The following is a 13540-nucleotide window of genomic DNA, read 5'->3' as shown; positions in this document are numbered from 1 at the left end:
AGCATTCCGCTCCTGATTCCGGCGTGAAATCCTGGCGCCCGTGTCACGGAACGGCGAGTCGGCGAGGCCCCCGCCGACGTTCCGCACACAGGGCGACACCTACCGCATCCGCCGCCGACCGCCCGGCCCCCGGAATTTCGGAATTCACTCGACTGTGATGCAAGTCACACAACGAGCCCACCTGGGAAACCCTACGCTTGGTCCCCATGAGCCACAGAAGCCCAGACCAAGGATAAAGAGCGGAGATCCTTTCGTGCCCACCGGATCTTTTATGAGCCTCCTCCCGATATTCCTCCAACTCATGATCTGGTCCTACGGGGTCATTGCAGGAATGGGGCTCACGCTCAGCTATTCCATTCGGTCACGCCTCAACATCAACAACACGAAGAGCGACCGACTGCTCCAGAGCGGACCGCTTCCGGGCGAGGAGAATCAGAACTTCCCGTCGACGAAGGAGAAGATCGGCGATCTGAACATCGCGTCCAGGGAGGAACTGAACGCGCTCGACATCCGGATCGCCGACCTCAGGGACGGCCTGCGGTCGACCCAGGAGGAGACCCGCCAGATGGGGGTCCACGGCGACAGGGCCAAGAGCCTCGCCACCTTCCTCGACGGGACCTCGAAAAGGTATGACGGACTGCTCAAGGACTCGCGACTGGTCCTGAAGGCCCTGGGGGTGGACGGCGACAAGGAGTCCACGAGCACCCCGGAAGGCGCCGCGACACCGTCGGCCGGGCAGACGAGGGCCCACCCGTCCGGCTTGGTCGTGGTGCGCAGCGAACGAAGAAACCGCCCCCCGAACAGGAGCTCGGGCCCCTCCCTCTAGGAATGTCGTGACCACCGCAATCCCGAAGAAAAGGTTCTTCCCATGATCGATGAGCGGGTACTGGCCGTCGCCGGTGTCGCGGTTCTCATCCTGATCGCCCAAGGCCTGATCCACCTCTTCCTGACCGCGACCGGGGTGTACCTGTCCGACCGCACCCAGCCGGAACCGGATTCATCCGACGACCGGAGGGCTCTGCTGGAGTACCGGTCCCTCCTCCGCGAGAGGTCCCACCGCCTCTTCGCCGGGGACGGCGGCCCCCCCGGCGACGGTCCCGTCCCCGGAGGGGCGCCCGGAGACCGGCCGACCGCCCCGCGGGAACGGGACGCACGGCTCGGGGAGGCCAGGGCCCGGGCCGCGCTCGTCAGGGACCGCCCGGCCCCCTCACGGCCCGGCTTCCAGGCCGGCATGCTGATATGGCCCGCCCTGGTGCTCCTGATCGCCCTGTCCGCCGTCTTCAACTGGTAGCAGCGAGGAACACGCATGGTACCCATTTTGGTCGCCTCCATCCTCACGGTCGCTTTCAGCGGTCTCATGTGGGGAATCTCGACACAGATCAGAGACGCCATCAAGAGTGCGCGGGTCAAACAGAGGGGCAACCACCTCAAGGCCAAGATGAGCGCGACGGAGAAGACGAAGAAACTGGCAGAAATCGATGACCTGCAGCGGGAACCAGAGATCCAGCGCGACAAGCGGGTCGAAATCCTCGACAACCAGGCCATCAATGTCAACAGCGCCAACCTCCACGCGAACGAGACGTCGCGCAAGCGGGACGAATTCCTCCCCCTGGCCGATCTCATGGAGAAATCGGGGGCCCTCACGATCGGTTACGTCCTCACCGACAAGGGGACCGCGGCCGACGCCGACAGCGGACTGATCGCCACAGCCATCGGCGAGCGCGCCGCGCTGGCCGCCGCGGGGGAGGACACCACCGAGGCCACCCGGGAACTGCGGAAGAAGGCCGCCTCCGGGCTCGTGGTGGAACAGTACGAGGTGAAACCGGACAACCCCCTGTCCGGCGTGGAGCTGGCCACGCTCGAAAGGCTCGTCAAGGAGGGGAACCACCTCAATTCCTTCGTCGAGGACGCTCTGCGGGAAGGCCTGGAGATCCGCCCCGGCAAGGTCGCCAAGGCCAGGACGGAACACGGTTTCGCGAACCCCGACAGCACGAGCGCCCTGCCTCCCCTCTTCCTGGCCGAACTCGGTCCCGGACGGGGCATCTCCACCGCGCTCCAGAACAGGTCGGGCCAGGCTCCCGCGCCCCGTACCGCGCCCGCGCCCGGCAACCGCCCACAGCCCCCCTCGCCCGGCCGGGCCACGGGCTCCTAGACAGGTTGGGTGACAACGATGGTTCTCGTTCTCTGCTTCTTCGCCGGGGCGTTCGTCTTCTCGACGTCCCTGCGCAGGGTCATGGAGCACCAGCTCGACGCACCGCGCATGAACACCGCCCTCGCCGCGGAGCACGAGCGGTCCCGTACGGAACTGGCCGGGCTGGAACGCGTGGACGCCCTGTTGGACGCGTGGGAGGAGCGGCGTCCGGACCGGGGAGGGGAGGCGGCCGCAGCCGAGGAGCGGAAGCGGATCGACGCGGCGTTCTCCTCCGGGCGCGCCGAAGCCGAACGCGCGGCCGAGGCCGTCCGGGCGGAGCTTCCGCGCAAGGAGCGGTTGAGGTCCTTCGCGCGCGTGGCCGATGTAGTCCTCGTCGTCATCGGCGCGGCACTGATGGTGGTCAGCCCGGTCCTCGGGGTCTCCATGGTCCTCTGACGGAGTCGTACCCGGCGTGTGCGCACAGGCCGGGCGGGGCTGCAGGCGTCCGGGGCCGCCCGGAGAGGGCCCCGGCAGGGCGGAGGGGACCCGCCGCGGGTGCGGGCGGGTCCCCTCCCCGCCACGTCACCGTGTTCGGGCGGCGGTCACCACTCGTCCTCGAACCAGCCCTCGGGGGACGGGTCGGCGGGAAGGGGGCGCGGGTCCTGGTGGCGGCGCGAGGTGCACTCGCGGAACGGCCCGTTGTCCCCGAGGAGGATGCCCATCTGGAAGTCGAGGTGGTCCCGGTACCAGACCGCCATCCCGGTGCCGGCCTCCCACCGCAGCACCTCCCAGGCGTGCCACAGCGCCTGGAAGCGCGACACCGCCTCGGCGTGCCGCCACCACTCCTTGCACCAGCGGAACTGGCCGCCCTCGGGGCGGACGTAGACCGGCAGGAAGCGCAGCCGCACGAACTCCTCGACGTTCTTGAACACCGGTTCCGGCGCGGGCTCGCCGTCGTCCCCCTCTCCGCCGTCGACCCCTGCGACGGCCGAGGTGACGTCCGGGGCCTCGGCGGTGAGGCCCCCACCGACGGCCGGGGCCTCCCGGGACTCCTCCTCCCTGAGGTCCGCTGCGTGGTCGTGGGGTTCGGTGCTCATGGTCGGGTCGTCCTTCTTCGCGTTCGTGGTCGTGTCGGGGCCCGTGGGGCCGTTCGGGGTCGCGGAGGCGGCCGGGCCGCTCCACGGGTCACCTCGCGCGGGCGGTCCTGGTGTGCGCGGTGGTGGCGGAGCGGCGCCTGCGCTGCCCCTCGTGCACGGCGGTCAGTCTCCCGGCCGCGCGTTCCCGCTGGGCGCGTTGCGCGGGGAGCCCGCGCGGTGAGTCGCCGGTGGCGGCACGGGCCGCCTCGCCCCGCCTGTAGAGCGCGGCCTGTGCACGGGTCCGGGCGATCGCGGTGCGCTTCTCCCGGCGCTCGCGCTGCTCGGCCGCGCTCGCCCCGGAGCCGCGTGCCCCGGAACCTCGGTCCGGCGCGACCCCCTCCCCGTCCCGCGCCCCGAGGGCGCGTACCCCGTCGGGGCGCAGGACGGCGCCCCCGTTGGCGGCCAGGGCACTGCCCGCCTGCGCGCCGGTGACGGGGAGACGGGAGTCCCCCAGGACCAGGGCCGGGCTCAGGGCCCTGGTGGCGTCGTGCGCGCGCAGGTCCGCCTTGACGGCGTTGCCCGCGGCAACGGAGCCGGCCCGGTCCGGCAGGCTGTTCACCGGGTAGCCGCGGGCCCGGTCGAGCGTGTCGAGCAGGGCGTCCCCCGGCGGGAAGGCGTCCGCCGCACCCCCGGACACGCGTGCCTGCGCCTTCGCCAGGTTCCTGTCGTGGTCCTCGCCGAACCCGGGGAGGCTCTTGTTGGCGGCGGCGTTGGCGCGCACGTCGGCCAGGACGGTGACCGGGACCCTGCCGTCGAGGACGGCCGCGGACAGCGACTCGGCGTCGTCGCGGAGCTTGTTCAGGTCGGCCCGGTTGTCCTTGAACCAGGGGACCGCCTTGGCCCAGTACTCCTCCATGGTCTCCAGCGGGCGCCCGTCGGCCTGCGGCGAGGCGCCCGCCATGACGGAGTTGGCGTCGATCCGGGAGGACGCGGTGCTGCCCGTGTTGTTCGGGTCCCGCAGCATGTGCCGTTCCATGGACTCCGCGAGCTGCGGGTGCTTCTCGGCCAGCTCGGCGAAGAACCTCTCCTGCGCCTCCCGCGCCCCGGGCTCGTTGGAGTTCGCCGCGCTCAGCCAGTGCAGCGCGAGCTCACGGGGGTTCATCCTGCCCGTGTCCAGGGTCTCGTCGAGCCCGCGCCGCCACAGGTGCTCCGGGGGCGTGTCCGGGTCCGGCCCCCGGCCCCGCATGCCGACCCGCAGGGCCTGCTCGATCCGCCCGGTGCGGTAGTCGGCGCGCAGCACCGCGTCGACGTCCTGGAGCGACGTGTTCCGCTGGACCTCGCGGACCCGCTGGACGTCGGCGCCCAGGACGTCGGCGACCAGTCGGGCGTCGGCCCGGCGGACGAGGCCGAGACCGCCCATCGCGACCTCGGGCGAGTACCCGACGTGCTCCTCCGCGAAGAACTGCTCCCCCCTGCTCTGCCTGCTCCGCTTCCTCAGGGAGTGGTACAGGGAGCCCCTGGCGAGGGCCCCCGAGTTGCTGATCCCGCCGGGGCCGACGGAGGAGCCGATCGCGGCGAGGAACAGGGCCTCGCGGATGTCCGCGTCACCGCCGCCGCCCGACCCCGCGCCCGAGGACGCGAGGAGTTCGGCGAGCCGCGCGCGGTTGCGGCGCAGCTCGTCGGCCTTCTTCCCGCTGATCTGGCCCTTCGGCCGCTTCGGGCTCATGCGGTCCTCCTGTCGGGTCCGGTCACGGGGTCGCCCTGCCGTTCCGCCCGGCCGTGCGCCCTCTCCGGACGTGGTGGGGCGCGGCGGCGGGGCGGGCCTGTCCGGCCCTCACCCGCCCGAGGGCCGGGGCGCCCGGACCGACCCCCGTGGTCTGCGGTCCGGCGGCGGGAGGCGCGGCGCGCCCCCACCGGACACCCCGGGCGGGTCTCGCCCCGGTGGTCCGCAGATTCGGATTCCCGGGGTCGGCCGCCGTCATCTCCTTCTCGAACTGCTTCCGCTGACCGGACGCCTTCGCCCGGTCCCAGCGCAGGATCTGCTTCGCGTCCGCCTTCGGCACCTTCTTGTCCCCGGCGAGGCTCCGGAGTTCCTTCACACGGGCGTCGATCCCCGAGGTGTAGGCGGCATGCGCCGACTCCGCGGCGTCGACGGCACGATCCCGACGGTCCACGGCGGCCCGCACCTCTCGGTCCCGTCGCTGTTCGGCCGCCCGCACCAGAACGGCGCTCAGCCGTGCCGCGCCGATGACTCGCGCCCCGCCGGCCTGGATCGCCGCCCGGACTTCCGCGTCCCCCTTGCCCACCGCGGCGGCGACCGCCCGGTTGCCCAGGTCCCTCGCCCGCTGCACTCGTCGCGTGCGCTGGTCCTCGGCCTTCCGGACGAGCGCCTCTCCCCGCGCCCTCGCGTCCCCGACAGCCGCGGGTCCCTTGCCCGCGGCATCCCTGATCAGCTTGTCCCTCTGCCACGTCGCCCGGCGGACGTTCGTCCCACCGGTGCGCCGCGCCTGCGCCACCAGACGGTCCGCCCGCTGCCGAACATCCGCGATCCGTGCGCCCCGCCTCTCCCGGGCGGCCGCCACGTCCTCCTTGGCCTGGGACAACGCCCTGTGGACCATCAGCAGACCCGTCTGCCCTGCCGACCGCACCATGCCCTCGCCGCGTGACCGCGCACTCGCCACATGCGCGTCAGCGCGGCCGACGGCCTCCCTGAGACGCGCGTCCGCTCCGGCACGGGCACGCCCGGCCTGCCGCAGGCGCGACCTGATCCGTATCCGGATCGGGATGCGGCCCCTGCGGACGCGCCACCGGACGAAGGCCGCGGCGAGCCTCGCCACCGGGCGGAGCACCAGCATCGCGAGGCCCAGTACCGCCTGGAGGAGCGCCAGGAAAATCCGCGCCAGGTAGTCCAGGACCCACGCGGCGAACCTCGTGACGGAGGAGAGCGCGGCCTGGGTCTCCGACGCCACGTCGCCGGCCCCGCTCGCGCTCTGGGGCGCGTCCGGGGCGCCGACCGACATGTTCCGCCGGTCGTGGGCGGTGTGCTGCCTGGCGGCGGGCTCGTTCCCCACCCGGGGAGGGGGCGGTTCAGCGGTGGCTGTCGGGGAGGCCATGGTCCCGCTCCTTGCCGGTCGGTGCTGCTGGGTCGAGGGTTCCGGTGCGCGCGGCGGAGGGTGTGCTCTCAGGCACCCGTCCCCCTCCCGCGCCGTTCCGCCGGGCCCCGTCGTCGTGCCGCGGGCCGGACGGTGGTCCTGTCGGCGGCCCGGGGCGCCCTCCCGGACCGGTCGTGCAGCTCGGTCCGGGGAAGCGGCGCGGAGGCGTCCGCCGCGCGGGCTCCCGGGACGGACACGGCAGGGGGCACGAGGGGGTCCCCCTTCTCCCGAGCGGGGGCCGGGCGCACGAGCCCCTCCTTCTGGTCGAGGAGGGTGAGGAACCCCGTGAGCGCCCTCTCCCCCCGGTCCCTGTCCGTCCGGAGGGCGGAGTGGAGGTCGGCCGCGGCTCCCCGACGGCCGGTCCGCCACCCGAGTTCGAGGTCGGTGATCCTGCTCCGGTTCCTGGAGAGGTCGAGCGAGAAGTAGGTGTGCGCCTTCTCGACCTCCGCGATCACCCGGCCGCTCAGGTCCCGGGCGGCCCCCGCGACGGCCCCGCCGCTCGTCCCCCTGGCCTTCTGGTACTCCACGGCGGCGGCGCAGACCTCGGCGCACCTCTGCCTCGCCCTCTCCCGGTGGGCGTCGATCTCGTCCAGCCGGTTCGCGATGTCCCGCTGGAGGGGGGTGAGGGAGTGCGGCAACAGCGTGTTCAGCACCCTCGTCCTGCGACTGGTCTCCGCCATGGTCCTTCTCCTCGTCCTCGCCGACCGGGTCGGGCGTGTCGGTGGTCGACGCCTGTTCACGCGCCCCGGGGTGCGTCGTACCTCGCACGGGCCCCGGCGGTGATCAGCTCCTCGGCGTCCTTGATCGCCGCGGTGACCAGCCGGGCCCTGCCGGTCCTGTACCAGGGGCGCATGCGCAGGATCGTGGGCCGGGCGGCCGTGGCGAAGAGCAGGCACTCGCCCTTGTCGATCTGGCGGATGTCGGACCCCTGCATGATCTCCTGCCTGCGGAGCTGCACGGAGTGGTTGCCCTTGCCCTCCCCGTAGCTGAACGACGTGGTGGAGACGTCGTGCTGGCCGATCAGCTTGGAGAGGGCGTCCACGATCTTGTGGTCGTCCAGCCCGGCGCCGAACACCTTCACCGTCGCCGCCGACCACATCGCCTCCATGCCGTTCTCGGTCCAGACGCGCACGCCCTGCCGGTAGCTCTGGAGGATGGTGACCGGGACGATGCCGCGGGAGCCCAGGTGGGAGTACATGTCGGGGAGGTCCGCGATCTTGCAGATGTTCGCGGCCTCGTCGAGGACGGCCACCAGGGGCGGGTCGAGCCGCCCGCCCTGCGCCTCGGAGGCCTCCTCCCCCGCCAGGAAGATCGCGTCGGTCAGGGCCGCGATGAGCGGCGCGGAGGCGGCGCGTGACTTGCTGAGGAGATGGAGCGTCTGCTTGCTGGTGACGAACGACCGCGGCTCGAACTCGGGGAGCGGCCGGCCCCCCGGAGGGGTCACCCACTCCATGATCCGGGGGTCGTCGAGGCAGCGCGCGGCCGTGCGGGCCGTGGTGTAGATGCCGTCACGGGTCTCCGCGACGATGTTCTGGGTCTCGCGCAGGGCCTCGGCGTAGGCGGTGAAGCCGTGCTCGAAGAGGACGTCCACCGGCTGCGGGAGCTTGGTGTCGTGCAGCCACTCCCCCACTGTGGACAGCGACCTGCCCGAGAGCGCGGCGGCGAGGATGAGCTGGGAGAGCAGCGCGCGGGCCGCGGGGCCCCACATGTCCTTCTTCGAGTCGTCGTCGATGGTGAGGACGAAGTGCCCGGCGAGGCGGTAGGCCTCCTCGACGCCGCGGACGTCGGTGAGGGGGTTCCACCAGAACTCCTGGCCCTGGTGGGTGACCTGCTGGGGGTCGAACAGCCACACGCGCTCGCCGGTCGTGTGCTCGCGGATCCGCGCGGTGGCCGACCACACGTCGGCCTTGTTGCTCGTGGCCAGCGCCGGTCCGGGCGCGTCCAGGACGTAGGGGATGGCCATCGCGGTGGTCTTGCCCGCGCGGGGGGCCATGAAGGCCAGGACGGTGTCCTCCCACGACGCGAAGAGCCGGGCGCCCGTCCGGTCCCCGTCGCCGCGCATGTCGCCGATGGTGAGGCCCACGTCCGCGTCATCGAGCCCCCTGCCCCTGCGTCCGGCCAGCGATGTCCTGCGCAGCCGCACCGCCTTGTCGGCGGCCTCGGGCCGGGCCAGCTCCGCGACCGTCCCGTTGTCCTTGTTCAGTGCGCCGATCGCGTCCGGCTGCCCGTACAGGGCGTTCCGGACCCGGTGGAGGACCCACCAGAGGAGCGCCGCCGACAGTGCGGCGAAGACGCCGAACAGCAGGACGACGGGGAGGGTGGGCGTGCCCGGCCAGACCGTGCCGGTGTCCCAGACGACCAGGGAGACGACCCACGCCATCCCGAACCCGCCGACGGCCCCGCCGGTCAGGGAGGCGACGATCCGCGCCGCCAGCCAGAAGAGGAAGAAGAGCCCCACCGTGCCCCAGAGGGCGATCAGCACCAGCAGGGGCGGCGCCCCCGCGGCGGCGGCCCCGCCCTTCACCTGGTACTTCGGGCGTTCACGTGACATGGTCGTCCTCACTCCCTCCGGATGGCCTGGTCCGTGTCGTACAGGGTGAGTTCGTCACGGGTGAGCGTCATCTGCACCGGGATGCCGAGCCGCTCGGCGCCGGTCTTGATCAGGTACTTGCCGCGCCCGGGGTGGCGTGCGCCCGGCTGCCAGGAGTCCGGTGAGGACCACGACGCCACCAGCCCCTGCTCGGGGCCGGTCATCGGGGTGATCCGGTTGACGGAGGCCAGCTCGCGCGGCGGCAGTCCGGCGAGGACGGTGATCGCGGAGCGGTCCACGAAGCCCCGGGCCTTGGCCCGGTCCTCCTCGGTGGCCAGCGCCTCCAGGTCGCCGAGGGAGTGCGTCACCATGACGGACGCCATGCCCTTGGAGCGGTTGAGCCGGGTGAGGGAGTCGGCGAACTCCACCAGGCCGGGGGCCCCGCGCAGGGCCCGCCACAGCTCGTCCATCACGCCGATGTAGGACCGGCGCCGGATGAGGCCGTGTTCGGAGAGCACGGCCGCGGCGTCGACCATCCCGAAGCCGTAGCTCCACGTGCACAGCATCGCCGCGGTCAGCAGCTTGTCGCCGGCGGCGCCCACGCGGGAGATGTCGACGCTGATCCCCGGCGCCTCCATGTCGAGCGGGCTCGTGGTCTCTCCGTCGAAGACCCCGGCCAGGGAGCCGGTGCACAGCAGCCGCAGGGTGAAGACGAGGTCGTCGACGCGCTTGTCGTACTGGTCCCTGGTGTCGGCGCGCGCGAACGACCGGAGGGACTCGGGCCCCTCCTCGACGACCCGGAGGACGTCGATGACGTTGGGCTGGCGCGTCCCGGCCAACCGCTCGTCCAGGAGGTCGACCGCGGCGCCGAGGACGACCTCCTCGGCGTTGGCGATCCTGTCCTCGCGGACCAGCGTGCACAGGGCCATCAGCAGGGAGATGCGGCGGGAGCGCACCTCCCAGCGCAGCTTCTCCCGCTCCACCTCGGAGAGCCGGCCCATGACCCCGCCCAGGGGCCCCGCGTCGAGCGGGTTGATCCGGTCCAGCCCGCGCCCGATCCGCACGACCTGCCCGCCGAGGTGGCCGATGAGGTCGGTGTAGTCGGGCTTGGTATCGCCGAGGATGATGGCCTGCGAGCCGAAGGCCACCGCCCCGGTGACGAGGCGCTTGACGAACGTGGACTTGCCCGTGCCCGGCTGTCCCAGCACGAAGCACCCGGGGTTGGTGATCAGCCCCGCGCGCAGCCAGGCCATCGGGTCGAGGCAGACGACCTCCCCCGACAGCAGGTCGCGTCCGATCGGGGTGCCGATCGAGGGCGGCTTGCTGCTGGTGACGAACGGGAACAGTCCGCACGCCTGGGCGGTGGTGGCCTGGTACTCGACCGCGTTGGGGATGTTCGGCGAGGCGCCGCCGCCCCGGTGCCGCCAGCCGAGCAGGGGGGCGATGACCTCCCGGTCCCTCTCCGCCGACCGGTCCGGCCGCTCCGCCCTCTCCTTCTGCTCCTGCCTCTGCTTGAGGCGTTTGCGCTCCGCCCGCTGCTGGCGGCGCTCCTCGCGCCGGCTCTGCCGGTCCACGATCGCCATCGGTGCCCCCTTCTAACCCATACCGCGTTGGACGAGGAACGGCGGGCACACGCCGAGGGGCAGGGTCGTGGCGAACGCGACGTCCTGGCTGCCCCAGGCCCTGCGCAGCCGGATCCGGGAGGTCTCGGCCGCCGACTCGGTGTGCGCGACGGCCTGCTTGAGCCTCTGCTCGTCGTCGACGGTGGCCGTCGTGTACAGGCTCACCTGCACCAGCCCGGCCCCGCGCGTCTCCTCCTGGGCCGCCTGCCGGGCGTAGGCGAGGTCCTGGCTGTCCCTCGCGCTCACCCGGTGGCGGACCCGCCAGGACAGCTCGCTCTTGTACTGGGCCGCCGAGTTCTGGCTCTCCAGCGCACGCGCCGCCGCGGCCGCCGGCCAGGGCCGGAACAGCAGCGTGGTCCGCTTGGCCCAGCGGGTCGGGGAGAGGAGCTCGGCGAGCACCGTGCTCGTGACGTGGGTCCTCGGCGCCTCCTGCCAGATCCACGAGACGCTGGTGCCGCTGTCGTGGGTGTAGCGGTCGTGGTGCGCCTCGGCCTCGACGGGGGTCGCGTCCGTCCAGTCGAGCGTCCCGATGTCCTCGGGCGTCGAGTGGAGCAGGGTGCTGAGGTCGTTGAGGGCCGTCGGGTCGTAGGCGGTGCGCACCATGGCGACGAGCTGCTCGGGCGTCGCGCGCCCCAGCACGGACACCCCCGTGGTGGCGAGGCTCGACTCGATCTGGTTGAGGTAGCCGCTGATCTCCACGGCCGCCTGCATGCGGTCCTTGGGGGCCACCGGGAACTTGCGGGGGTCGTAGGTGATGCTGATCCGGGTCTCGACCTGGGCGCTCACCGTGGGGGCGCTCAGCACGAGGTCGCGCATGATCTTGCGGGCCGCCGCCGGGGACTTCGGGTCGATGTCCGCCTCGACGTTGTTGCGCAGCGCGCTCCCGGGGTCGGGGCGCGACTCGACGGTGACCGTGACCCACTGGACCCACGGCATGTAGCCGAGGGAGGCCAGCCACTGGTGCCAGCTCGCCACCCAGGTGTCGACGTCGGCCGGCTCGGCGAGCCACACGGAGTTGGACGAGACCAGGACCGTCGCGGTCATGTGTCCCAGCCGCCGGTTCCAGGCGAGGCCGAACCGCCCTCCCTTGCCGTCCTCGCAGGAGAGCAGGGTGACGGGGGCGAGGATGCCGGGCAGCTGGAAGGCCCGCGGGTGCTCCACCATGACGCCCGCGCGGTAGCGGGTGTGCCCGAGCACCTTGGCCCACCACCACCGCAGGCGGGTGAGCAGGAAGCTCAGCAGGGACTCCCCCTGGACCGGCACCGCGGCGAACACGAAGGCCACCGCCATGACGGGCAGGAGGTAGAGGGCGAGGCCGGGCGCGAACATCCCCGCCAGCATCAGGACGACCAGGCCTCCGAGGAGGACGAGCGTCGCGGTGAGGCCGAGCCCGAACAGCCCGATGCTGCGCCGGCGGCGCCACCCTCCGTACGTGCGGACCACTTAGACCATCCTTCCGTCGGCTCCGTCGGCGAACTGCGCCCCGGACGCGCCTTCCGGCGACACCGCTCCGGCGCCGCCCGGGTACCCGCCGCCGGAGGCGCCGCCCGACACGGCCCCGGTGTCGGCCGCCCCCGCTCCCGCGGGGGCGTCCCCGACCGCGCCGGGGTCGGAGCCGCCGTCACCGCCCGCGCCGGAGGCCACCGTCTGGCTGTACCCCTGCTCCGAGCCGCTGACGGTCGTCGAACCGGCCGACTCCGTCGCGCCCGCGGCGGCCACGGCCCCGCCGTCCTGCGCGCCGCCGCCCTCGGGGCCGCCCATGGCGCCGTCCACGTTCGCGGTCCCGTCCACGCCGCCCGAGGGACCGCCCGCACCGCCCAGGGGACCGCCGGCGCCGAGCCCGCCCTGCGTGCCCAGGGTGCCGGTGTCGACGGCGCCCGTGCCGGCCGCGCTCGCCGCCGACGCCGGGGACACGCCCCCGGCGGACTGTCCTCCGCCGCCCTCGTCGAGGTTGCGCGACACCGCGGCGGCGCGTTCGTTGGCGCCGGCCGCGGCGGCGGCCTGGGCCCCGCCGTCAGCGGACGGGGCGTTGCCCGCGGAAGGGGAGCCGGACGCCGACGAGGGGGACGCGTCGGCGCCGCTGCCGCTGCCGCTCCCTCCCCCGCCGCCCCCACCGCCGATGGAGCTGATGCCGCCCGCCGCGAGGGCCATCATCCAGACGCTGCCCGAGCTCATGAGCTTCATCAGCACGGGGAGGGCTCCGGTGGCCATGAGCATGACCGCCGCCCCCAGGAGGTACCTGGACAGGCCGCCCTCGGCATCGGTGTCCGTGGTCGCGATGAGGACGAGGCCGGACAGATAGATCAACAGGAGGAGCGGCTTGTACAGGAGGCAGGCGAAGAGCCAGCCGATGACCTTCGGGAAGATCTTCAGCCCGGGCACCAGGGAGCTCGCCGCGGCCAGGGGCAGGAGGCAGGCGAGCAGGTAGACGATCGACTTGAGCATCGCCAGGACGATCATCTGCGCGATGAGCCCGAGGATCACCGCGAGGCTGACCAGGTAGGTGACGGCCTCGCGCGCGGAGTCCTCCGCGAAGCCGAGGTCGTTGTCGCCGACGCCCACCCGCATGATGCTCGGGTAGACCTCCTGCGCCGCGACGAGGAAGCTGACCTGCCGCGACCCGTTGCCGTTCTCGTAGGGCGCCGAATACGTCCCGGTGTCCAGGATCATCTGGGTGAGGCCGCTGCTGAAGCCCGCCAGGACGTAGACGAAGAAGAGCCCGGCGAACGTGGTGATGATGACGGTGAGCAGGCCCCGGACCAGGTCCATCATGGGGTCGAGCCGACGGGTCCAGAGCAGGCGGACGGCCGCCAGCAGGATGCCCAGCGTGGCCAGGAACAGGATCAGCGGGTTGAAGACGTTCTGGAGCTGCAGCACGCCCTGGTCGACCACGAGCTGGTTGCTGCCGTACTCCCGCTGAAGGGGCGCCCCGCTGCCGCTGCTGATGAGCAGGCCGAACATCCGCTCGATGATGCCCTGAAGGCTTTCCGTGATCCAGCTCGCCGTCGCCTCGTTCTCCATTCAATCAC

General features: G+C 72.6%; 12 protein-coding genes. 4 read left to right on the top strand and 8 right to left on the bottom strand.

Annotation, left to right across the window (positions count from 1 at the left end; translation table 11 throughout):
• The first annotated feature begins 301 nt into the window (after positions 1–301).
• Genes ACQPYD_RS01925 through ACQPYD_RS01910 form a run of 4 tightly spaced genes read left to right on the top strand, consistent with a single transcriptional unit; the run spans position 302 to position 2587 of the window.
• Positions 302–826 carry a hypothetical protein gene (locus tag ACQPYD_RS01925; RefSeq protein WP_433699510.1) on the top strand — a complete coding sequence of 175 codons (525 nt, stop codon included), beginning with the start codon at positions 302–304 and terminating at the stop codon, positions 824–826.
• A gap of 42 nt (positions 827–868) precedes the next feature.
• Positions 869–1291: a hypothetical protein gene (locus ACQPYD_RS01920; RefSeq protein ID WP_433699509.1), complete on the top strand. Its 423-nt coding sequence runs from the start codon at positions 869–871 to the stop codon at positions 1289–1291.
• Between the two features lie 15 nt (positions 1292–1306).
• The gene (locus ACQPYD_RS01915) at positions 1307–2152 is read left to right on the top strand and encodes a hypothetical protein (RefSeq protein ID WP_433699508.1); all 846 of its coding nucleotides are present in this window, start codon (positions 1307–1309) and stop codon (positions 2150–2152) included.
• Between the two features lie 9 nt (positions 2153–2161).
• Positions 2162–2587, top strand: coding sequence for a hypothetical protein (locus ACQPYD_RS01910; RefSeq protein ID WP_433699507.1), 426 nt, complete (start codon positions 2162–2164; stop codon positions 2585–2587).
• Between the two features lie 146 nt (positions 2588–2733).
• On the opposite strand, the gene ACQPYD_RS01905 is transcribed toward ACQPYD_RS01910, so the two are convergent.
• The 8 genes from ACQPYD_RS01905 to ACQPYD_RS01870 all read right to left on the bottom strand — a co-directional run bounded on the left by ACQPYD_RS01905 (position 2734) and on the right by ACQPYD_RS01870 (position 13532).
• Positions 2734–3228: a DUF4913 domain-containing protein gene (locus ACQPYD_RS01905; RefSeq protein WP_433699506.1), complete on the bottom strand. Its 495-nt coding sequence runs from the start codon at positions 3226–3228 to the stop codon at positions 2734–2736.
• An 88-nt stretch (positions 3229–3316) separates the two neighbouring features.
• Positions 3317–4933, bottom strand: a complete 1617-nt coding sequence (locus ACQPYD_RS01900) for a hypothetical protein (protein WP_433699505.1) — start codon at positions 4931–4933, stop codon at positions 3317–3319.
• A gap of 22 nt (positions 4934–4955) precedes the next feature.
• Complete coding sequence (locus ACQPYD_RS01895) at positions 4956–6320, bottom strand: hypothetical protein (RefSeq protein ID WP_433699504.1); 1365 nt, start codon at positions 6318–6320, stop codon at positions 4956–4958.
• A 68-nt stretch (positions 6321–6388) separates the two neighbouring features.
• Positions 6389–7039 (bottom strand): hypothetical protein, encoded by a 651-nt coding sequence (locus ACQPYD_RS01890; RefSeq protein ID WP_433699503.1) that lies wholly within the window; start codon positions 7037–7039, stop codon positions 6389–6391.
• A 56-nt stretch (positions 7040–7095) separates the two neighbouring features.
• Positions 7096–8910, bottom strand: a complete 1815-nt coding sequence (locus tag ACQPYD_RS01885; RefSeq protein ID WP_433699502.1) for a type IV secretory system conjugative DNA transfer family protein — start codon at positions 8908–8910, stop codon at positions 7096–7098.
• Positions 8911–8918: 8 nt separating this feature from the next.
• Complete coding sequence (locus tag ACQPYD_RS01880; protein ID WP_433699501.1) at positions 8919–10472, bottom strand: hypothetical protein; 1554 nt, start codon at positions 10470–10472, stop codon at positions 8919–8921.
• 12 nt (positions 10473–10484) lie between these two features.
• Positions 10485–11954, bottom strand: a complete 1470-nt coding sequence (locus ACQPYD_RS01875; RefSeq protein ID WP_433699500.1) for an SCO6880 family protein — start codon at positions 11952–11954, stop codon at positions 10485–10487.
• Positions 11955–13532: a hypothetical protein gene (locus tag ACQPYD_RS01870; protein WP_433699499.1), complete on the bottom strand. Its 1578-nt coding sequence runs from the start codon at positions 13530–13532 to the stop codon at positions 11955–11957.
• Positions 13533–13540: the final 8 nt, after the last annotated feature.

Source organism: Nocardiopsis sp. CA-288880 (genome assembly GCF_050955985.1).
GTDB classification, from domain to species: domain Bacteria; phylum Actinomycetota; class Actinomycetes; order Streptosporangiales; family Streptosporangiaceae; genus Nocardiopsis; species Nocardiopsis tropica.
Note: the sequence above shows the minus strand (reverse complement) of the source record. Positions and strands in the feature narration are given on the sequence as shown.

Excerpts from the sequence above, each read along its gene's own strand:
- ACQPYD_RS01925 (WP_433699510.1), top strand. The coding sequence starts at position 302 with ATGATCTGGTCCTACGGGGTCATTGCAGGAATGGGGCTCACGCTCAGC.
- ACQPYD_RS01920 (WP_433699509.1), top strand. The coding sequence starts at position 869 with ATGATCGATGAGCGGGTACTGGCCGTCGCCGGTGTCGCGGTTCTCATC.
- ACQPYD_RS01915 (WP_433699508.1), top strand. The coding sequence starts at position 1,307 with ATGGTACCCATTTTGGTCGCCTCCATCCTCACGGTCGCTTTCAGCGGT.
- ACQPYD_RS01905 (WP_433699506.1), bottom strand. The coding sequence starts at position 3,228 with ATGAGCACCGAACCCCACGACCACGCAGCGGACCTCAGGGAGGAGGAG.
- ACQPYD_RS01900 (WP_433699505.1), bottom strand. The coding sequence starts at position 4,933 with ATGAGCCCGAAGCGGCCGAAGGGCCAGATCAGCGGGAAGAAGGCCGAC.
- ACQPYD_RS01895 (WP_433699504.1), bottom strand. The coding sequence starts at position 6,320 with ATGGCCTCCCCGACAGCCACCGCTGAACCGCCCCCTCCCCGGGTGGGG.
- ACQPYD_RS01890 (WP_433699503.1), bottom strand. The coding sequence starts at position 7,039 with ATGGCGGAGACCAGTCGCAGGACGAGGGTGCTGAACACGCTGTTGCCG.
- ACQPYD_RS01885 (WP_433699502.1), bottom strand. The coding sequence starts at position 8,910 with ATGTCACGTGAACGCCCGAAGTACCAGGTGAAGGGCGGGGCCGCCGCC.
- ACQPYD_RS01880 (WP_433699501.1), bottom strand. The coding sequence starts at position 10,472 with ATGGCGATCGTGGACCGGCAGAGCCGGCGCGAGGAGCGCCGCCAGCAG.
- ACQPYD_RS01870 (WP_433699499.1), bottom strand. The coding sequence starts at position 13,532 with ATGGAGAACGAGGCGACGGCGAGCTGGATCACGGAAAGCCTTCAGGGC.